Source organism: Flavihumibacter solisilvae (genome assembly GCF_000814475.1).
Lineage (GTDB): Bacteria > Bacteroidota > Bacteroidia > Chitinophagales > Chitinophagaceae > Flavihumibacter > Flavihumibacter solisilvae.
The window spans coordinates 66,441-87,535 of sequence record NZ_JSVC01000005.1 but is presented as its reverse complement, the minus strand read 5'-3'; the positions used below and the strand labels follow the sequence as shown (position 1 = coordinate 87,535).

Annotated in this window: 21 protein-coding genes; 7 read left to right on the top strand and 14 right to left on the bottom strand. The window is 45.8% G+C overall.

The window, feature by feature from the left end; translation table 11 throughout:
• Window positions 1–88: 88 nt before the first annotated feature.
• From OI18_RS04700 to tgt, 3 genes are read right to left on the bottom strand one after another with little or no spacing between them, the layout of a single operon-like run.
• A complete protein-coding gene (locus OI18_RS04700; protein WP_039137640.1) occupies window positions 89–1,183 on the bottom strand; it encodes an LptF/LptG family permease in 1,095 nt (364 codons plus the stop codon).
• 30 nt (window positions 1,184–1,213) lie between these two features.
• Entirely contained in the window at window positions 1,214–2,650 is a 1,437-nt protein-coding gene (locus OI18_RS04695; RefSeq protein ID WP_039137639.1) for a hypothetical protein, read from the bottom strand.
• 1 nt (window position 2,651) lies between these two features.
• Window positions 2,652–3,791, bottom strand: a complete 1,140-nt coding sequence (gene tgt / locus OI18_RS04690; RefSeq protein WP_039137638.1) for a tRNA guanosine(34) transglycosylase Tgt — start codon at window positions 3,789–3,791, stop codon at window positions 2,652–2,654.
• A gap of 130 nt (window positions 3,792–3,921) precedes the next feature.
• On the opposite strand from tgt, the gene OI18_RS04685 reads away from it, so the two are divergent.
• The 3 genes from OI18_RS04685 (at window position 3,922) to OI18_RS04675 (ending at window position 6,396) form a co-directional block, all read left to right on the top strand.
• Complete coding sequence (locus OI18_RS04685; RefSeq protein WP_039137635.1) at window positions 3,922–5,055, top strand: glycosyltransferase; 1,134 nt, start codon at window positions 3,922–3,924, stop codon at window positions 5,053–5,055.
• Window positions 5,025–5,675 (top strand): 16S rRNA (guanine(527)-N(7))-methyltransferase RsmG, encoded by a 651-nt coding sequence (gene rsmG / locus OI18_RS04680; protein ID WP_240312722.1) that lies wholly within the window; start codon window positions 5,025–5,027, stop codon window positions 5,673–5,675. Before OI18_RS04685 ends, rsmG begins: the two co-directional genes overlap by 31 nt.
• A 67-nt stretch (window positions 5,676–5,742) precedes the next feature.
• A complete protein-coding gene (locus OI18_RS04675; protein WP_039137633.1) occupies window positions 5,743–6,396 on the top strand; it encodes a response regulator in 654 nt (217 codons plus the stop codon).
• A gap of 218 nt (window positions 6,397–6,614) precedes the next feature.
• On the opposite strand, the gene OI18_RS04670 is transcribed toward OI18_RS04675, so the two are convergent.
• From OI18_RS04670 to OI18_RS04645, 6 genes are read right to left on the bottom strand one after another with little or no spacing between them, the layout of a single operon-like run.
• Window positions 6,615–8,543, bottom strand: a complete 1,929-nt coding sequence (locus OI18_RS04670) for a M1 family metallopeptidase (RefSeq protein WP_039137631.1) — start codon at window positions 8,541–8,543, stop codon at window positions 6,615–6,617.
• A 19-nt stretch (window positions 8,544–8,562) separates the two neighbouring features.
• Window positions 8,563–9,015: a PepSY-like domain-containing protein gene (locus OI18_RS04665; protein WP_039137628.1), complete on the bottom strand. Its 453-nt coding sequence runs from the start codon at window positions 9,013–9,015 to the stop codon at window positions 8,563–8,565.
• A gap of 57 nt (window positions 9,016–9,072) precedes the next feature.
• Window positions 9,073–9,741 (bottom strand): 16S rRNA (cytidine(1402)-2'-O)-methyltransferase, encoded by a 669-nt coding sequence (gene rsmI, locus OI18_RS04660; protein ID WP_039137626.1) that lies wholly within the window; start codon window positions 9,739–9,741, stop codon window positions 9,073–9,075.
• Between the two features lie 8 nt (window positions 9,742–9,749).
• Window positions 9,750–9,995, bottom strand: coding sequence for a phosphoribosylformylglycinamidine synthase subunit PurS (gene purS, locus OI18_RS04655; protein WP_039137625.1), 246 nt, complete (start codon window positions 9,993–9,995; stop codon window positions 9,750–9,752).
• Window positions 9,992–10,756 carry a CDP-alcohol phosphatidyltransferase family protein gene (locus OI18_RS04650; protein WP_039137624.1) on the bottom strand — a complete coding sequence of 255 codons (765 nt, stop codon included), beginning with the start codon at window positions 10,754–10,756 and terminating at the stop codon, window positions 9,992–9,994. Before OI18_RS04650 ends, purS begins: the two co-directional genes overlap by 4 nt.
• A gap of 43 nt (window positions 10,757–10,799) precedes the next feature.
• On the bottom strand, window positions 10,800–12,092 hold the full coding sequence (locus OI18_RS04645; RefSeq protein WP_039137623.1) for an aminopeptidase P N-terminal domain-containing protein: 1,293 nt from the start codon (window positions 12,090–12,092) through the stop codon (window positions 10,800–10,802).
• A 326-nt stretch (window positions 12,093–12,418) separates the two neighbouring features.
• Between OI18_RS04645 and pckA the strand changes: the two genes are divergently transcribed.
• Together pckA and OI18_RS04635 are read left to right on the top strand one after the other, a co-directional pair.
• Window positions 12,419–14,029: a phosphoenolpyruvate carboxykinase (ATP) gene (pckA, locus tag OI18_RS04640; RefSeq protein ID WP_052272873.1), complete on the top strand. Its 1,611-nt coding sequence runs from the start codon at window positions 12,419–12,421 to the stop codon at window positions 14,027–14,029.
• A gap of 132 nt (window positions 14,030–14,161) precedes the next feature.
• Window positions 14,162–14,719, top strand: a complete 558-nt coding sequence (locus OI18_RS04635; RefSeq protein ID WP_039137621.1) for a DUF922 domain-containing protein — start codon at window positions 14,162–14,164, stop codon at window positions 14,717–14,719.
• Here OI18_RS04635 and OI18_RS04630 read toward each other — a convergent pair.
• The 5 genes from OI18_RS04630 to trpS all read right to left on the bottom strand — a co-directional run bounded on the left by OI18_RS04630 (window position 14,710) and on the right by trpS (window position 20,059).
• Window positions 14,710–16,833, bottom strand: coding sequence for a peptidase domain-containing ABC transporter (locus OI18_RS04630; RefSeq protein ID WP_072038954.1), 2,124 nt, complete (start codon window positions 16,831–16,833; stop codon window positions 14,710–14,712). The genes OI18_RS04635 and OI18_RS04630 overlap by 10 nt on opposite strands.
• Window positions 16,834–16,840: 7 nt before the next feature.
• Complete coding sequence (locus OI18_RS04625; protein ID WP_082037856.1) at window positions 16,841–17,980, bottom strand: HlyD family secretion protein; 1,140 nt, start codon at window positions 17,978–17,980, stop codon at window positions 16,841–16,843.
• A gap of 42 nt (window positions 17,981–18,022) precedes the next feature.
• The gene (locus OI18_RS24645; protein ID WP_160290194.1) at window positions 18,023–18,160 is read right to left on the bottom strand and encodes a hypothetical protein; all 138 of its coding nucleotides are present in this window, start codon (window positions 18,158–18,160) and stop codon (window positions 18,023–18,025) included.
• A 208-nt stretch (window positions 18,161–18,368) separates the two neighbouring features.
• Window positions 18,369–19,004, bottom strand: a complete 636-nt coding sequence (locus OI18_RS04615; protein WP_039137614.1) for a deoxynucleoside kinase — start codon at window positions 19,002–19,004, stop codon at window positions 18,369–18,371.
• A gap of 11 nt (window positions 19,005–19,015) precedes the next feature.
• The gene (gene trpS / locus OI18_RS04610; RefSeq protein WP_240312721.1) at window positions 19,016–20,059 is read right to left on the bottom strand and encodes a tryptophan--tRNA ligase; all 1,044 of its coding nucleotides are present in this window, start codon (window positions 20,057–20,059) and stop codon (window positions 19,016–19,018) included.
• Window positions 20,060–20,085: 26 nt separating this feature from the next.
• Between trpS and gatC the strand changes: the two genes are divergently transcribed.
• Window positions 20,086–20,376, top strand: a complete 291-nt coding sequence (gene gatC, locus OI18_RS04605) for an Asp-tRNA(Asn)/Glu-tRNA(Gln) amidotransferase subunit GatC (protein ID WP_039137610.1) — start codon at window positions 20,086–20,088, stop codon at window positions 20,374–20,376.
• Window position 20,377: 1 nt separating this feature from the next.
• Window positions 20,378–21,091 carry an ABC transporter ATP-binding protein gene (locus OI18_RS04600; protein WP_039137609.1) on the top strand — a complete coding sequence of 238 codons (714 nt, stop codon included), beginning with the start codon at window positions 20,378–20,380 and terminating at the stop codon, window positions 21,089–21,091.
• Window positions 21,092–21,095: the final 4 nt, after the last annotated feature.

Sequence of the window (21,095 nt, the reverse complement as noted above, 5' to 3'; positions counted from 1 at the left end):
GAAGAACAAATTTTATGTGTTCAGATGTAACTAATTTCCGGTTGGCTATAACCGATAAAATTAGCTATTGTCAACGGTACAACAAAGATTATTTGGGAGCCTTCCTGTATAGTATTGCTGCCACTGCTGTGAAAATGATGTTAGGCAGCCATGCAGCAAGGAAAGGCGGGAAATTCCCTTTGGTGGAAAATACCGTAGAGAATTTATCCATCACCACAAACAGGGCTGCCGTTACTATACCAAAAGCCATGTGCAGTCCGCTTCCCCCTCTTGTTTTTCGCGCAGCCACAGCCACGCCCATAATCGTAAGAATTATAACAGAAACCGGAGTGGCTAATCTCCTGTAAAGCTCAACTTTGTAAGTATTCAGTCCTTCCGTGCCCCTGTCCTCTTCCCTGTTGATAAAACCACGCAATTCAGGTGTCGTCAGCTTGTCCTTCAGGTAATCGTCCCGGCGCAGTTCGTCAGGTTTTACGTTAAGATTGAGATTCAGGGAAGCATGCCTGACTACATCTTCCTTTAATCCGTTGATGGTGCGTTCCAGGGCATTCTCAGCCCGCCATTTTTTTGAGGCTGTATCCCACCTGATGTAATCGGAACGAAGATTATAATAAACCTGGTTGCCCCTGACCTTCTCCAGGAAAAATGAGCTGGCTGATTTATTTATAGTATCATAATATTTCATTCCGACAAATGTGTTGGAGTCGGAACGGAAATAGAAATCACGGCTGCCTCCTGCCTGCCCGGCATAGTAGGAACTGTTCTTATCTATGTAGTTCGTTTTGAAAGTGCTGTGAATCTCATTGGCACGGGGAATAATAAATGCATTAGCCCATGCCATTATAAGCGCAAGCAGCACTGCTCCTATCATGTATGGCCGCAGCATCCGATTGTAGGGAATTCCCGCGGCAAGTATGGCGACCGTCTCAGACCTTCCAGCCATTTTCGATGTAAAAAAAATAACCGCAATAAACACGATCAGCGGGAAGAGCATAGAGATGAGGAATGGAACAAAGCCAAAATAATATTTGGTGATTATTCCCATAATTGGAAGGCCTGACTTTACGAAGTCGTCAGTCTTTTCGCTGGCATCAATAACCACTGCGATCACTGTAATCGTCATAATTGTAAAGACGAAAGTGACCATAAACTTCTTAAAGATGTACCAGTCTAATATCTTCATTCCTGTGCATTTGCAGCGACCAAAAGTAGGTCAATTTACGGGGTCGGAGCCTTCGCTTTTCCTTTTATAATATAATTTTATAAATCCCTGCCGGTCCCGGGGCTCATAGTCATCATACCAGGCAATTATATCGGGAAGTCGCTCAACCTTTTCCCTGAACAACACAAGATCAATGAAGGGGTGTTGCGCCAGGACTTGTTTTGCCGCCGAATCATAAGGCACAAATTGTATCGTACTGCCCTTCGCTGCTGCTTCACTGAAATTCTTTTCACGGTCACTGAACACCTTTCCATAAACATATCCCTGCAAAAGATTTTCATATATCCTTGGCACCTGGACGCTTGCCAATGGCATAACGGCAATAATCCACCAGAAAAAGGACGGCAGGTGTTTCCACATTTCCTCCTTTATCCCGACACCGTGAAACCTGCTGCCATAAAAATAGGCACCACACAAACTGACGAAGATCATCGGCATTACGAGCACATTAAGCATCCTCGGTGGTATTGAACCATTACTTCCCCAAAGTATGGGAGCAAGTGAAACCAGTGGCAACAACAAAATAACAACCGCACCAAAGGGAACAGCGTTATAAATTTTTGGTGGCAGCGGCTTCCTGGTCCCGAAAAGACATCCTGAAATGTAGGAAACCAGAAGCGATGTCCAGTATAACGGTTCGCGGATAATACCAAGGACCAGATTGATGCTCCAATAAAAAATGCTGGCCAACACTTTCGTGATGTCCTTATCGCCCATTGATTCAGATCGCTTCCAGGAACCGGGTGAAAAAATGGCCATGGCAACAAGGACGACTATTGAAACCTGGAGCCACCTGTATCTCTTTCCAGCCATGGGCATGAAAAGTAACAGCAGAATAGCGGACAATTCATTAGAGCCAGCAATAATAAAAACGAGAAACAACATGCCCGTACCATGCAGGACCTGGTTGCGGACAGGCCGATCACCAATCAGTAGTCCGCCCAATATTACCATGGCAACTACCGGCACCTGGTATGTTACAGCTCCGCTTAACCAGTAATAAGCCTGGGCAACAGAGGGAAGTGAATAAGTGTACAGAAGAAAAAGTACCAGTGAAATCAATAGTCTTATTGAAAGGCTGGTACCTGCAGTTGAGATCTTCCTTAAGAAACTGGTGACAAAAAAATAAAATGAACCTGCAGTAAGAATCATAAGCACAATAGCATGCCAATGGTAGCCCGCTGAGCTCACGGACAAATATGCCAGTACAGACAAAAGGGGCGTTGAAAAATACCTGCCCTGCCAGTTCAGGTAGTAGTCTTTCTGCATATCCCAGAAGCTGGTATCACGGTGACTGGCTGCCCACATGAAATCATCGGCAGCGGGACGCGCAAAAAAACTCAACACAAAAAGGGGAACAAGCATTACCATTACGGACATCAGCAGAAGAAAAAACCTGCTGTTGCCGGAGCTGCCTGCGTTGATCATATTAAAGCCTTGTTTTTATAATGGGGATCATTTCGTTTTTCCAACTGTTGAAATCCCCGGCTAAAATATGTTTTCTTGCTTCTTTTACAAGCCACAGGTAAAATGCAAGATTATGGACGCTTGCAATGGTTAGTCCAAGAATCTCCTTAGCTTTTACTAGATGACGCAGGTATGCTTTTGAATAATAGTGGCTGAAAGTGCAATCAATACCATCATCAATCGGCGAAAAATCCTTTTCCCATTTCTTGTTATCGATGTTGATTACTCCCCTGCTTGTGAAAAGCATCGCATTCCGTCCATTGCGGGTAGGCATGACACAATCGAACATATCTACACCAAGTGAAATATTTTCCAGTATGTTCCAAGGAGTTCCGACGCCCATCAGGTATCGCGGCTTATTTTCCGGCAGGTTTTCACAGCAAAGGCCGGCCAGTTCATACATCATCTCTTCCGGTTCGCCGACACTTAAGCCGCCGATTGCATTTCCCACTGCATTCTTAGAACTTATATAAGCGCAGGATTCTTTCCTGAGGTCGCCAAAAGTGCTTCCCTGGACAATGGGAAACAGGTTTTGCGAATAGCCGTATTTGTCCGGCGTTTCATCCAGTCGTTTGAAGCAGCGGTCCAGCCACCTGTGTGTAAGATCAAGAGATTTCCGGGCATAGGCGTAATCGCTTGGATACGGTGGACATTCATCAAATGCCATGATTATATCACCCCCGATAATGCGTTGAATGTCCATTACGCTTTCGGGACTGAACAGGTGTTTTGAGCCGTCTATATGCGACTGGAACAGGGCTCCGTCCTCTGTCAGCTTCCTGTTGCCGGCCAGGGAAAAGACCTGGTATCCCCCGCTATCGGTCAGGATCGGGCCGTCCCATCCGTTGAATTTATGCAATCCCCCGGCTGCTTCCAGTACCTCCAGGCCCGGGCGCAGGTACAGGTGGTATGTGTTGCCGAGGATAATTTCCGCCTTCACCTCCTCCTTGAGCTGCTGTTGTGACACGGCTTTTACGCTGCCTACAGTTCCTACAGGCATAAAAATGGGGGTCTGGACGGTTCCATGATCAGTAACAAACTCACCGGCTCGGGCCTTGCTGTTCGGATCCTGTGCTGATAAAGTAAAAGATAAAGCTGCCATATGGGGGGCAAAGATATTCACCATTCACCATTCACTTGTCCACCTACCCCGCTGTTTACCTTTTCGCGCTGTTCTTTTTCCCTATTTTCGCGGCTGGCCGGGTTGTATCCGGTCGAACCCTGAAACGTTTATGGATTTATTGCAGATTAACCTGGACTGGTGGCAGGTCGCCTTTATATGTTTTTGTGTAATCACACTTATCCAGCTTATATATTACTGGGGCATATTCAGGAAACTCGCCTATTTTAAACCACGTGAAAGAGAGCATACACAGCAGCATCCCGTTTCCGTCATCATCTGCGCACGGGACGAAGCAGGCAACCTTGCAAGAAATCTTCCCGGAGTCCTGTTCCAGCAATATCCCAGCACGCATGAACTTATTGTAGTTAATCATAACAGCCAGGATGATACGCGGTATCTTCTTGAGGAGTTCCGTAAGACATTCAAAAGCCTGGAGATTGTTAATCTTGAACACGAAGCAAAAGGCATCCCCGGTAAGAAATATCCATTATCGATAGGGATCCGCGAAGCGAATCATGAAATCCTCCTGCTGACGGATGCTGATTGCGTGCCAGCCTCCGAAAACTGGCTTTACCGGATGCAGGATGCATACCAGCCGGGAATTGAAATTGTTCTGGGATATGGAGCGTACCGGAAGAAACCCGGCCTTCTCAATAAGCTGATCAGGTTTGATACTTTCCATACGGCCATGCAATACCTGTCGTTTGCACTTTCAGGAATGCCATATATGGGAGTAGGAAGAAACCTTTCTTACAAACGACAGCTGTTCCTCGAAAACAAGGGATTCAGTTCAATTAACCACCTTCCGGGAGGAGACGACGACCTGTTTATTCATAAGGTCGCACATAAACATAATACAGGCGTGGTGATCGACGAAAATGCCTTCACCCTTTCGGAGCCGAAATTGAAATTCGGCGACTGGTTCAGGCAAAAGACACGGCATTACAGCACCGGTAAGTACTACAGTCCAAAATTCAGGTTCCTGTTGGGCCTGTACGCCTTTTCCCAATTTATGTTTTACCCGGCCTTCATTATCTGTCTTATTTTCTTCAGCTGGCAATGGAGCCTGGTAGTTTTTGGCAGTCGTTTCATTACTCAGGCCATTATTTCCTACAAATGCATGAATCGTCTCCAGGAAAAGGATCTCTGGCCCTGGTGGTGGCTGTTTGATATCTGGATGTTCTTTTATTATTGCATCTTTGCATCTGCAATATGGAAAAAGCCCCGGCAAAACTGGAACTGATCGAGAATTACTTCGGAGATTTTACCCCTCGCCAACTTGAGCAATTCAGGGCATTGGAGGGGTTGTACACGGACTGGAACAGCAAAATCAATGTGATTTCGAGGAAGGACATTGACCAGCTTTATAGTAACCACGTACTTCATTCCCTTGCAATAGCTGCTGCTTTTACTTTTCCGCCGGGATCAAAAATTATTGATATCGGGACCGGTGGAGGCTTCCCGGGGATTCCCCTCGCCATCTTTTTCCCCGAGGTCGAATTCCTGCTTGCCGACAGTATAAATAAGAAACTTAAGGTGGTGGCCGGAGTGGCAGACGAGATCGGGCTGAAGAATGTCGTGACCAGGCACACCCGGGTTGAAGACATAAAAGACCGGAAATTTGATTACGTCGTTTCACGGGCTGTGGCCCCGTTAGGCGACTTGTGGAGATGGAGTAAGCCCTTGCTGGCCAAGCGACCCTCAGATGGTGAACATCCTGCATCCGGATTAATCTGCCTGAAAGGCGGTGACCTGGCTGCGGAAATTTCTGCAAGCGGCGTAAGACCCAAAATAATGGAAGTGTTTGATCTTTTCCCGGAAGAAAACTTCAGGGAAAAATACCTTTTATACGTACACAAATAAGTTCCGGCGGGAACACCTACCACAAAGTGGTATGGGAAAATCCCTATTAAAATACAACCTTTGCCAGATGGCGATAACAGTATGCATTGTAGATGATACCAGCGATATCAGGCTGGCACTTGAGGAGATTGTCCGCTTATCCGATGACTATAAATTATTGGGAAGTTTTGCCAGTGGAGAGGATGCAATCCTTAAAATACCGGTATTGCAACCGAATGTTGTTTTGATGGATATTAACCTCGGGGGAATGAGCGGGATTGAATGTGTGCGTAAACTGAAGCCGGAGAACCCGGACATACTTTTTATGATGTGCACTGTTTACGAGGAAGACGAGAAAATTTTTGAAGCCCTTAGTGCAGGCGCCAGCGGATATATCCTGAAAAAGACTTCACCGGTAAAGTTATTGGAAGCAATCCGGGAACTGAATGAGGGTGGAGCACCGATGAGTACCCAGATAGCACGGAAAGTTGTCGCCGCCTTCCAGCAAAAGCCCGCCACTTCCGAAGTGAGCCCCAGCGGTAGTTCTTCGGGGAAATTAAATACGCTTTCCAATCGTGAAATGGAGATCCTTGAGCTTCTGTCAAAAGGAATGCTTTACAAGGAGATTGCTGCCCAGCTTTTTATCAGCCAGGAAACGGTCCGGAAACACGTGTATCATATGTACGAAAAACTACATGTAAATAACCGGGTAGAAGCAGTAAATAAGTTTTTTGGCAGGTAATTACCGGATTTGGTTGTAGAAAATACCCACTTTGTGGTATTCGTGGGTAGAATATGCTTGGTATTTTTGGACTGCCTCAGGGATGCACAAATATTATTAATCATTCAACCTTACCTCACAGATTCCGCAACCCAATAGGCCACTCCATTTCTGCTATAAAAAATTTAAGCCGTCGCATAGCAACGGCTTATTTTATTGCAGTATGTGTGGCAGGAAAACTACCAGGTCAGTTCGAGCGTGTTATCTTTCTTATTCACGTCTGCCAGGCGACCTGAAGGATCAATTTCCACTTTAATGATATCCTGTAACTTATGACTTGTACTGATCTCATAAGTGGGGTGAGTCCATTTCCATGCCTCGTATGTAGTTCTCCTGATGCTGTCTGATTCTGCTGGTTTTTCACCAAACATGAGGTACATCGGAACGTAATGCAATTCCCTGGTACCGTCCTTGAAGGTTACCACGAGATCAATCGGCATAGGCACTTTGCCCGTTCTTTTCAACCTGATTTTTGTGGTACCGCTTTGCTCATATAAACTATCGATACCATAATCGATCGTTTTCGTAGTATTCACCCAGTATTCCCTGTACCAATCCAGTTTCATGTCACTCTTCTGTTCGGCTACGCGAATGAAATCATTAACGTTGGGATGTTTGAATTTCCACTTGTTATAATAATCGACCAGGATCTGGTCGCGGACCTGCGCGCCCACTATATAACCCAGTTGTTCGAGAAACACTTCACCTTTCGAATAGGCAGCGATGCTGTACCCGAAATTGCTTTCAAAATGATCGGCATGGGTTGTCATGGGTTCTTCCCTTCCGCTGCGTACAAGAGCAAAATACCCGGCATAGGCATCACTGTGCGGATTTTCCTGCGGCTGGACGTTACTGTCGCGACGCGGGCCGGTTCCCGTTGAACTTTGGGTAACAGCGTTTCCGGTGTTCAGGTTGCGGTAGTATTGTGACACAAGAGATTCACCAAATGATGTGAATCCTTCATCCATCCAGGCATACAGGCTTTCGTTTGTCCCCATCAGCATCTGGTACCATGTGTGCATCCATTCGTGGAAGGCAGTGCCGATACTGGGTCCGGAAATGAGTGTAGCCATAGGATATTCCATACCGCCATCACCCCCATGTATAAACGAATATTGCTTGTAAGGATATTTACCGAATTTTTTTTCAATGAACGGAAGAACCTGTACAGCAGCATCGGCGATCTTCGTCCACGCTTCATCGTTCTTCGCATCGTTCTCTTTATAATTATACAGAACGTGAATGGCCGGACCACCAGGCACCTGTCTTACAATATGCCTGAACTCAGGGTCGGCAGCCCATACGAAGTCATGCACTTCGGGCGCAACAAAATGCCATGTCAGTTTATTTCCCGCAGGCAGGGTAACCTTTGTGCCTTTTGCTTCGTAACCAAATCCGATTGATTGCGGATTCTGCAGGTATCCTGTTCCCCCCAGCACATAATTCTTATCGATAGAGATCTTCACATCAAAATCCCCCCAAACGCCATAGAATTCACGTGCAACGTAAGGAGTCGGATGCCAGCCTTCATAATCGTATTCACACAGTTTCGGATACCACTGGCTCATTGAATAACGTACACCGGTGTTCGGATTATCGCGTCCTGCCCTGCGGACCTGCAAGGGCACCTGGCTTTCGAATTCCATGTTGAATACCACCTTTGATTTCGGGGCAATTGGCTTTTTCAGCACAACTTCGAGGATCGTTTCCTTCACGGTGAATTGCTGGGAAACGCCATTCATTTTAAGTGAAAGAATTTTCTGGTATCCAATCTCATCGGGCTTGAGGTTCTGGATCCGGTCACGTACTCTCCCATCCCAATCGGGGCGGTTGTTAATTGCGACCTTGCCCAGCTCCCTGCTTCTTACATCCATCATACTGTTAGGCTGAAATGCATTCCAGTACAAATGATAAAACACTTTGTGAAGGGTATCCGGTGAGTTGTTTGTGTATTCCAGCTGTTGCTTACCTGTAAAACGGTTGGAAGTTACATCAACATCGATATCCATTTTATACTTAACGCGCTGTTGCCAGCGATCAGGCTGGGCATACGATAGTGAAATGGAAAAAAGGAAGCTGAACAACAGCCAGCTCAACTTGATTTTCATTGGTGTCCTGTTAGTTAGGTTATAGGGTGAGTTTATCTTTCAGCAATCGGCCTTTTTCAGAAAAGGTAAGATCTCTTTTGTTTAGATCCGATTTACGAACGATGAGACGATACTCATGACGTTCATCAGGAAATGCCAGCTCATACAATGTGTCTACATCCCAGTCCGCATATTTGCTTTTATCCCAGCCATCTATTACGTTTCCGGGAAGTTCATCTTTTTTGATCACTTTCTGTGAGCTTGTCCACGTACCATCATTCCGGAAACTGGCTTCAAATTGCCTTCCGTCGAGATGAAAATACACAATATAATGACTGAGCTTGTCCTTCCACTCCACGCTTTCCGCGTTACGGTATTTATACTTAAACGCATCTGTAACCACTGAAGGGATCTTCCTGATTTGGGCATTTGCCTGGTTACCAAACCGGCAAAAGCTAACAAACATAAGGGTTACCAGGATTATTGGTCTCATAATGTGAATATTGTTTATACAAATATCAGCCCGGGGCTGAAAAGGAAATCATAAAACTCATTGTTCGGTTCCTGCCACCACAATCACAATTTCCCCTTTGACAATCTTTTCCTTAAAATACCCGGCTACTTCTGCAAGTGTGCCCCTTTTATTTTCCTCGAACATTTTAGTAAGTTCGCGACTCACGCAGCATTGCCTCTCTGAGCCGAAATATTGTGCCATTTCTTCCAGTGTTTTCACCAGCCGCATGGGTGATTCGTACAAAACAATGGTACGTTCTTCCTGGGCCAGTTTCTTCAGCATCGTTTGCCTTCCTTTCTTCAACGGCAGGAAACCCTCAAAACAAAAACGGTTGATGGGCAGGCCGCTGTTCACCAATGCAGGAACGAATGCAGTGGCACCGGGCAGGCATTCCACCCTGATATTGTGTCGTATACATTCCCTTACAAGCAGAAAGGCCGGATCTGAAATTCCCGGGGTACCGGCATCAGTCAGCACTGCCATTGTCTTACCCGTCGCCAGCTGATCCACAAGATGCTGGAGCACCTTATGTTCGTTATGCTGGTGATAGGGCGTGAGCGGCTTCTGAATCTGGAAATGATTCAATAAACGGGACGAGTTCCGGGTATCTTCTGCAAGAATTACATCCACGTTCCTGAGCACTTCGAGTGCCCGGAGAGTAATATCCTGCAAATTGCCGATTGGAGAGGGAACCAGGTACAGCATGAGCCGGATTAGTTCACGCTGATCTCATACTGCTCCATTACCGGGTTCGCCAGTAATTTTTTTGCAGCCTGGTCGGCAAGGGATTTTGCTTCTTCAGCATTGGCAGCTTCTACCTGCAGGGTGATATGTTTCCCAACACGCACGTCCTGAATCGCATTCAAACCAAGATTGCTTAATCCGCCCATAACAGCTTTACCCTGGGGATCGAGGAGGTCTTTAAGTGGCATTACTTTTACCTGTACTGAGAAGGTCATTCTATTCGATTTTTGAGGGCCAAAGATACAATAATGTAGGAAAGGAAAATGACTGGCATGGCCGCCCATTTCAGCACGATCACAGACAGAATTGCGATCAGTAATATTATAAGTTTTGGCAAATTGTTTTTAAGTGTAAAGTCCTTGAACTTCAGCGCCATGATCGGAAGCGTACTAACCATGAGATAACTGAGTACAAGAATTATTACATATAAGAGCCATTTGTTCAGGAGCAGGTTGCTGATGACAGTACTGTCGGTGTTCCAGTAAATCAATGGCAATGAGGCTACGACAAGCCCGGTGGCGGGAACCGGAACACCTTTAAAACCATGGCTCTGGCTGGGGTCAATATTGAAACGGCCCAGCCTGTAGGCAGCGGCACAGGGAATCAGCACGGATGGAATCAGCCACATTGTTGAAGCGTCGAGTCCCGTTTCTTCGCGTGCAACAGCCAGCCGCAGAAACTGGTACAGGATCAGACCGGGGGCCACGCCAAAACTCACCACATCAGCCAGGGAATCGAGTTGTTTTCCCAATTCACTGGTGGCACCCATCAGCCTGGCAACGAAACCGTCAAGAAAATCCACGACAGCAGCGATTGCAATGAAAAGTGATGCCATCCAGATCTTTTCCGGCATATCGATGAGGTATTCTCCGGATGGGCCGCTTGCGATCACGATCCCGTTCTGCAGTATGACAATGATGGCCAGGAAACCGAACACCAGGTTCAGGAGGGTAAAGAGATTTGGGATTTGTTTCATTTTCGATTAAACATAAGAGTTAGTGTACAGTATTGGGTAGCGCTTATTTTTTCTTCATCAGCGCTTCTATTTCTTCGGCTTTAATGGGAATGTTGGCCATCAGGTCCTTATTCCCGGTTTTTGTGATCCAAACATTGTTCTCAATCCGGATCCCCATTTCTTCTTCTTCAATATATATTCCCGGCTCGATTGTGAACACCATGCCGGCTTTTATCGGTTCTGTGCGGGTTCCCAGGTCATGTACATCGATGCCCAGGTGATGGGATATGCCATGGTAGAGATATTTGCGGTAAGCCCTGTTTTCCGGATCCTCATTTTTCATGTCCTCTTTTTTTAACAGCCCCAGTTTTTGAAACTGGCGGGTGGCCTCACCGCCTACTTTTTCAGTATAATCCACAATGGTAATACCAGGTTTAAGTATTCCCTTTGCGTATGTATGTATGGCAAGGCAGGCATTATACACATCTTTCTGACGCTTGGTGAATGAACCACTCACGGGTACCGTACGGGTAAGGTCTGCACAATATCCACCATATTCAGCCCCGAAATCCATTAGCACGAGTTCCCCGGCTTTACATTCCTCATTGTTGCTCACGTAATGCAGTATCCTGGCGCGGTCACCGCTTGCGATAATGCTGCCATAAGCCGGGCCCGTGGCGCGGTTACGCAGGAATTCATGCCAGATTTCTGCCTCGATCTCGTACTCCATTACACCGGGACGAATAAACGAAAGCAGGCGGCGGAATGTCTTTTCGGTTATGTCGATCGCTTCCTGCATCACTTTAACTTCCAGGGGCGACTTTATTGACCTTAATGACTTGAGGATGCGTGCACTTCTTTTATACTGATGTAGTGGGTAACGTTTGCGCATTTCTTCAGCGTAACGATAATCCCTGACCGCTATATTATTAGATTTTCTGTCGTTTTCATTTGTATTCAGGTAAATGGTTTCGGCCAGGTGAATCATCGGCTGCAACAGGCCATCCAGGCTGTCAAGCCACACAATACTGTCTATGCCGGAAATTGCAGTGGCTTCATTTCGCCTCAGCCTTCTTCCATCCCACTTTTCCTTTAATTCATTGGGACGGACGAGAACCAGCACTTCGCGGTATTTTGGATCCGGGCTTGCCGGGAAGAGTATAAGCATGGAGTCTTCCTGCTCAATTCCTGTAAGCCAGAACAGATCTGAATTCTGCTTGAACTTATATAGCGCATCACCGTTAGTCGGAAGTTCATCGTTACTGTTGAAAATGGCGATGGACTGCGGATCCATTTCCTTAACGAACCGTTTGCGGTTTTCGATAAACATCCGGGAATCCAGTGGCTGGTATTTCATGTTCCAATATTAGTCGGCTAAAATAGGTATGATTTTCATCAATCCGGGAAACATGGACGCAATGTTATAACATCGGCTGGCAATTTCAGCTCCGCCGGGGCCAAAAACGAAGTCAAATTTTAATATTGTTCAAAATTAAAAATATAGGAAGCATTCAAACTAACAAACGTTAGTTTATAGCGCATTCAACCATCCCTAAACCTATCAAGAAATCATTCAACATTACTTCAAAAGTATTAGAAAACATCTATAGTGTACTGAATACACATTAGTAGGGCGCATAACCATCAACCCCTAGATTTGTGCCAACAAACGATTGCTAAACCATGTCAGTTCCTACTATTATGCTACCAGCAGAGCAGCTGGTGACCCTGGGCCTAAGATCGTCTGACACAGTACATTACCAGCTTTCTCCGGAGGAATTAATTCAGGACACCCTTCGAATCGGTGAAGGGGAGTTGAGTGATTCCGGAGCCCTGTTAATCCGCACGGGCGAATTCACCGGCAGGAGTCCCAAAGACAAGTTCATCGTACAAGATGAGATCACAGCCGATACGGTCCACTGGAATGATTTTAACCTCCCGATAGATGAGAAGTACTTCTTCATCATAAAACAACGTATCACGGACTATCTTTCAAAAAGAAGTGAGATCTGGGTACGCGACGCCTATGCCTGTGCAGATCCGCGTTACAGGGTGAGTATCCGCGTTGTGAATGAAAAGCCGTGGCTCAACCTGTTTGCCTATAATATGTTTCTCAGGCCTACGGAAGAAGAACTTGAAAACTTTCACCCGGAATGGACTATCATGTCTGCCCCCGGTTTAAGGCTTGACCCTTCGGTTTGTGGCATCAGGCAACATAATGCCGCCGTAATTTCTTTCAAGTATAAAACAATCCTGATTGCAGGAACGGGTTATACAGGAGAACTCAAAAAAGGAATATTCAGCATCCTGAATTTCATTCTGCCCCACGAGCACCAGGTATTAAGTATGCACTGTTCAGCCAACATGGGGAATGAAGGGGATACTGCGCTTTTCTTCGGGCTCAGTGGTACCGGGAAAACCACATTAAGTGCCGACCCGAACCGAAAACTGATTGGTGATGATGAACATGGGTGGACTGACAATAATGTATTCAATTTTGAAGGAGGTTGTTATGCCAAATGCATCAATCTTACAGAAGAAAAGGAACCTGAGATATTTCATGCCATAAGACACGGTGCATTGGTGGAAAATGCGATCTTTTTTCCAGGTACGAATACCATCAACTTTGAGGATGCCTCAATAACTGAGAACACCAGAGTTTCATATCCACTTGATTATATCAGCAATTCACTGGACCCTGCGATTGGAAATACGCCGCTGAATGTATTCTTCCTGACCTGTGATGCTTATGGCGTGCTGCCACCTATATCCCGCCTGACGCCGGAACAGGCCATGTACCAGTTCATTTCCGGGTATACTGCGAAAGTTGCAGGAACAGAAACAGGCATTACTGAGCCTAAGTCTACATTCAGTGCCTGTTTTGGTGCGCCTTTCCTGCCCCTGCATCCAGGCAAGTATGCAGAAATGCTGGGGGAAAAAATGCGCCGCCATAACGTCAAGGTATGGCTCATTAATACCGGTTGGACCGGCGGTCCTTATGGCACCGGAAGCAGGATAAAACTTGCGTTTACACGGTCAATGATAACGGCTGCCCTTGACGGACAGCTTGAAGGAGTTGCGTATGAACGGCACCCTGTTTTCGGAATGGACATCCCACAGAGTTGTCCCGGTGTTCCCGCCTCTATTCTGAACCCGCGGAAAACTTGGCAGGATACCAATACCTACGACATGAAAGCCAGTGAACTTGCTAGCCAATTCATTAAAAATTTCGAGAAATATGCTTCAGGAGTTTCAGCTGAAATTATGGCTGCAGCGCCTGTTGCTGTAAAATAGGTTTAGTTTAATTGTTTTTCGGTCTCAACGTTGCTTGCAGTCCGCCCCGTTCACGGGGCGGAATTTTTTTAGCAATACTTTGCATAAAGCAAAATGGACTAACCATCATCTTTGTACAGTAAATATTCCCCTATGTTTATTGTTGGCTACCTGCTAATTATCCAGAGTTTTCTGCTTATCCCATCTGCGCACCCAAATGCAGACCCTGGTGCAGCGGAAAAAGAAAGTATCAATTGGCGACAGCGACGCCAATTGCAGTGGGGCGACTTTAAAGGTCAACCGGTTGCGAGTGCCCCGAATGCAGCCCTCACAAGCACTTCCATCCTGATTAGTTTCGGCTACGACAACAAAGCCCTTACCTATAACCTGCAATGCGTATTTTATCCGGAAAAATCATGGACAAAAGTGAAATCTGTCCGTATTCTTGCTCATGAACAGGGACATTTTGATATATCGCAATTGTTCACCCGAAAACTTCACAAAGCACTGTCTGAATATCGCTTCTCAGAAGGCTCAGTTGATCGTGATGTAATGGACATATACCAGAAAATCGGTAGCCAACAGGCTGCTTTTCAGCAGCAGTATGACAAGGAAACAAACTATTCGAGAGATGCATCACAACAACTGATCTGGCAGGAAAAGATTGAAGAAGAATTAAAATCACTTTCAAAATTCGCAGCTTATCCGTGATCGCCATCATTCTCCCACAATGTGTAATAATCGCCGGATGCCGATAACTTCCCTTCCCTGATCACATGAATACGATCACAATACTGCAGAATATCGTGCCTGTGAGCAATGACAATAACCGTTTTTCCTATTGACCGGAGATGACTGATCAGGTCCTGGATTCTTTTGCCTGTTTTATTGTCAAGGTTCGATGTGGCTTCATCAAAGATCACGATCTGTGGGTCGCGGTATAAAGTCCTGGCAATAGAAATAAGTTGACGCTGGCCTCCGGAAAGGTTTGCACCACCCTCACCTACCTGGTGCATAAAGCCCGAAGGAAATGATTCGATAAAATCCGAAGCGCCCAGGAGACAGCAAATCCTGATCACAAGTGCAGGATCGGGATCCGGATCTCCCAGGGTAATGTTTTCAAGTATGCTGCCTGAGAAAAGCTCAATCTTTTGTGGTACTATTCCTACCACAGACCGGATACTACTTTTATCTATATGCCTGATGGGATATGGGCCTATATAAATGTTCCCGCTTTCAGGAGAATTCAGGCCCATGATGAGACTGACCAGTGTTGACTTGCCACTACCACTCATACCGGTAATGCCAGTACACTCGCCCTTCCTCAAAATTAAATTCAAATGATCAAATACAGGTTTTCCCGCACCATACCGGAAAACAACATCAGAAAACCTGATATCGTCAACCAATTCCGGTGTCATCGCAATTGTTTCCTCTTGCTCATTACCATCTTCCACGGCTGCAAATAGTCTTTCAGTTGCAACTCTTGCATCCTGGATAATCCTGCCGGAGCTGACAAGCATAACGAAAGGACTGGCCAGCATACCTGCCAATGTGTAAAAAGAAAGCAGTTCTCCTGCTGTAAGATCCTGAATCATTACAAGGTATGCCCCACACCACAGTATTATGACTAACGAGACTTTATTGGCGAAATCAGCTATGGCAGAAATAAGGAGATTAAACCTGTTTGAAACACCGGTCAATTGCAGGAACCGGAAAAAGCTCTCATTAACCCTGTCAGCAAAAATATTTCCGAGGTTCAGCGAGCGAATAGTATGCATGTTGTGCAGGCTTTCTGTGATGTCCGACTCGAGTTTTGCCGAGGCCGCCAACTGTTTTACAAGCAGCTTTCGGTTAGTGATGCTGCTTATTGCATACAGCAGAATAAAAACCGGTAACATGGAGATAACAATAAGGGCAAGTTTCCAGTTATAAAAAAGGCATCCGGCAATACTGAATAAAACGATGGATAAATTCAGCAGTATATTCACCAGGAACTCATTCAACGCAATACGGATCTTCATCGCATCGCCAATCCTGTTTAGCAGGTCACCAGTTCTGAAACTCTCAAATACTTGTTGCGGCATGGCAGTTAACTTCCTGAAACAGGCGGCAAACAGCCTGGTGTCCAGAACCTTTCCAACATACACGCCGAGCATATTACGGATCAAACCAATAAATGCCTGCAATATCAGGACTACGATCATGACAAACCCTGAAATATGCAACAGATGAAAATCAGCGTTCCCGATAACCAGGTCAAATAATTTCTGTACATAAATGACCGTCGAAAATCCCACTGTTGAATATAACAGTGCACCTGCCATCATCAGCAAAAGATTACTTTTCTGTTGAAGGATCAAACTATACCAGATCCTGGAAACCGGCAATCGTTCATCTCCCTCGCGGAAATCAACAGAAGGAGAAAACATGACGAGGATTCCAGTCCAGATTTCTGCAAAAATTTCTTTTCTCACAAAATGAAACCTGCCGGACGCCGGATCCATATACTTAATTTCTTTACGCCCTGATTTCACTATAACCACGAAATGATTGCTATTGTCGCTCCTCCGGATGTGGGCAATAGCCGGCACCGTCATCGACATTAAAGCTTCAGGACTGCCTTTCACTGCCTTTCCTGTCAACCCAAAGATCCCAGCTGCCCGTACCAGACCCGAAATACTTGTTCCGGTAGCCGTAGTCCATGTATGGCGCCTTACCCTTGACACAGGGATTCTGAATCCATAAAATCCGAGTATACATGCCAGGCATGCTGGTCCACAGTCAGAACCATCCTGTTGTCTGACTGCCCTGACTCTTGCCATTTAAACTCTATTTGATGACCGGGATTGGTTGTGTGTATTGACGAAACCGGCCGATTACCAACTGCCACAGTTTTCTTTCTGTAACCAGGAACCGGGACTTGAGCGTCACACCGGCTACCAGGTGGAAATCTTTTATTTCATCACCATTATTATCCGGTGGCGATGACAACACGCGGTAAACCGGCTGGCTGCTATTCCACTCCATAACCGGACTTACGACTACGATCCTGCCGGGTGCTATATTCAAATGATCTGCGCCGGCAATATTGAAAGAATAATATACCGGTTGCCCCGGAGAGAGAAATGCAATTGCAGACGGCGTAACATAAGATTCAATGACGAGAGAATCGAATGGAGATACAAAACAAAAAACATCTTCTATGGCTATGTTATCATTTTCCACGCGACGTTTCAGCCCGGTCACTACTCCTGCTACTGGTGAGTGTATGTAATGACTTTTATATTCTTCCTCTGCGTTAAAGATGTCCATTTCCAGCTTCCATAAACGTTCGGAAAGTAATTGCCGCTCTTTTTCCCAGGCCGCAACCTGCCCGCTGATAAAAGCTTTGAAAGCTGTATTAATTTCCTGGAACTTACTCTCCGCTGCAGCCAGCTCAGCAGGAGCGACAATATTGTCGTGGCACAACACCCTGGTGAGTTCCAGATCGGCTTCGGCCTTCTTCAATTTCACATTCCACGCAGAATGGTTTGCCATAAACAATTGGTATTGCCTATCGCTTTTCTTAACGTTCACTTCACCGGGCGTAACGGGATATTGAGAAGCAAAGACTCCAAGAATTTCCAAACGTCCGATCTGCAATTTGAGATCTTCAGATGCCTTTCTAAGCGTAAGTATTGTCTTCCGGGAGACAGCATCGTGAAGCTTCGCAATTTTATCACCGGCAGATATGCTGTCACCATTGCTGATATAGATCGAATCTATAATTCCGGGTTTCCTCGAATGGATTGGTATTGTTTCCCCATTCTGTCGGGTAATCGCCGGAAATATCGCGACTACATCAACTGTTATAAAAAACATAGATAAGATTACCCCGGTAAGCAATATTATAACGAGTATGTACAATCGCCTTATGTATGCCGGCGGTTGTCCGGATAGTAGTCGCTGTTGTTCAAACACATCTTCCATTCCGCTAATTTGAAAGGACCGGCAGTTGCCGGTCCGGACTAATTACTTTTTGAGACTGGACGAAAGCGAGGACTGAAATTCAGCCGCCTGCTTTGAGAGTTCCCAGATACTTTGTAACGCACCAGAGGCATAAGTAAACAGGTCAAATGGCTGTGCTTCACCACCATTTATGTCCTGCATTTCAACCTCTGTTAATTGAACAAACAAAGCTTTTTGGTCTACGCAACACGATTCCATAACTCAGTGATTTAAAATTATTACGTTTCTTTCGCCCCCTTCAGGCAGCAGGCATAACGTAAATCTCCCCGTAACCGGCATGCATACTGTTTACAGATGCTAAGCTAGTATACGGGGAGATCGTGAGGTAGAGTGCTTTAACGGTATCTGGTCAGAACAGGCCGTACAGTTGCGCATCAACTTTACGAATGATATCACCAAGGTCTTCTTCCTTTTCTGCGAACTTGTTCTTGTCGACGTCAATTACCAAAAGCGGTCCTTCATTATATGAGGCGATCCACTTGTTGTAAAAATCGTTCAGGCGCTTAAGGTAATCCAGCCTGATATTCTCTTCATATTCCCTGCCACGCTTCTGAATCTGGCCGACAAGTGTCGGAACGGAAGCCTGCAGGTAAATGAGAAGATCCGGCGGCTGAACCATTGTTTTCAGGGTCTGAAAGAACAAAAAATAGTTGTCGTAATCACGTTTGCTCATCAATTGCATTTCATGCAGGTTGGGAGCAAAAATGTGCGCATCTTCATAAATCGTCCGATCCTGTATCACGGTCTCTGTACCACGATGAATATCGAGGATCTGGTTCAACCTGCTGTTCAGAAAAAATATCTGCAGGTTAAAACTCCACCTGGGCATATCCTCATAGAAATCGTTCAGGTAGGGATTATGATCGACATCTTCAAACTGGGGAATCCATTTATAGTGTTTGCTTAGCAATTCAGTGAGCGTGGTTTTACCGGCACCGATATTGCCAGCCACCGCAATATGTTTTGGTTTCTTTCCTTTGGACATAATTAGGCAAATTAATAGTATTTCAATCCAATTGCTTCCCTTACTTTTTCCATTGTTTCGGCTGCTCTTTTTCTTGCCTTTTCTGCCCCGGCTTCCATAATATCCCTCAGGTACTTCTGATCATTGCGAATGGCTTCGGCTTTTTCGCGGATTGGCCGTACAAACACAACCATATCTTCAGCCAGTTGCTTTTTCATATCACCATAACGGATAACAGCTCTGTTATAATCGTCCAGGAATTTATCTAACACCTCATTGCTGCTCACCAGTTTCATGAGAAGGAAAATATTCTCAATATAGTCCGGCATAGGCGTACCAGGTTCTGTCGGTCCCGCATCAGTTTTTGCTTTCATGATCTTCTTCCTGATCATATCGTCTTCATCAGAAAGGTAAATCGTAGCATACTGATTTTCACTTTTACTCATTTTCCCCTTCCCATCAAGGCTGGGAACTTTAATCAGTTGCTCGCCGAAGTTAAAGGCATAAGGTTCTGGAAATACATCACCGTACCGGTGATTGAAGCGGTTGGCAAAATTCCGGCTCATTTCCAGGTGTTGCTCCTGGTCTTTTCCAACAGGCACCAGTGTCGCCCGGTGAAGAAGGATATCAGCAGCCTGTAAAACGGGATAAGTCAGTAGTCCCGCATTTACGTTTTCAGGGTGCTGCCTTGCCTTGTCCTTAAAAGTAGTCGTCTTTTCCAACTCGCCTTTATATGCCAGCATATTCAGGTACATATACAATTCACCTGTTTCATAAAGATGGCTCTGGCAATAGAGCGCGACTTTTTCAGGATCCAGTCCACACGCAACATTCTCCGCAAGCACGCGGTGAACATTTGGTTTCAGTTCTTTTGTATCAGGATGTGTTGTCAGTGAGTGTACATCAGCAACCATAAAATAACACTCATATTCATCCTGCATTCTTACATAATTGCGGATTGCCCCGAAATAATTTCCGAGGTGTAAAAATCCGGTACTCCGGATCCCGCTCATTACAACTTCCTTCTTTCCATTTTCCATAGAGCGGCGAAGATAAGAAGCTCCTTTAAAACCCATTCATTTCCATTATTTTTGTTGATACCATGGAACTTACTAATGATATGATCCGGCAACTGGCCAGCCTGGCAAGGCTGGAATTCGATGAGGCGGATACCATTCAGATCAGGGAAGACCTGGCCCGGATGATCGGCTTTGTCGAAAAACTGCAGGAACTGGATACCACCGGAGTGGAACCGTTGCTGCACATGTCCGGAACCAGGGATGTATTGCGGGACGACGAAATCAAAGGATCGATGGGAAGGGAAGACGCGATGAAGATTGCACCGGATACTGACGGTAAGTATTTTTATGTTCCCAAAGTGATCAAAAAATAATATGAGTCAACCGATCATACACCTACACCAGATCCACAAGAGTTATTACATGGGAAAGCAGGCCATTCCGGTGCTGAAAGGCATAACCATAGATATTTCCCGGAATGAGTATGTGGCGCTCATGGGACCTTCGGGGTCCGGTAAAAGTACCCTGATGAACATCCTGGGCTGTCTCGACTCCCCTACTGCCGGCAAGTATATCTTGAACGGGCATGATGTCAGCAAGATGGCAGATGATGACCTTGCCAATGTGAGAAATAAGGAAATAGGGTTCGTTTTCCAGCAATTCAACCTGCTACCAAGGCTGACGGCAGCTGAAAATGTGGCGCTGCCCCTGGTATACGCAGGCATGGCAAAAAAGCTGCGTCATGAATGGGCGCTGGAAGTCCTGAACAAGGTGGGGCTGGCCGACAGGAGCCACCATAAACCGAATGAGCTAAGTGGTGGACAGTGTCAGCGGGTAGCCATTGCCCGGGCGTTGGTAAACAATCCATCCATTATTCTCGCCGATGAGCCGACTGGTAACCTTGACTCAAGAACATCTGTGGAGATCATGGACATATTTGGGAAGATCCAGCAGGCAGGGAATACTGTCGTTCTTGTAACGCATGAAGAAGATATTGCCAATCACGCGCACCGCATTGTTCGTCTTCGTGACGGGCTTATAGAAACCGACAAGAAAAACCTCCAGCCCAGCCTGGCTGTTGTACATTAAGGTT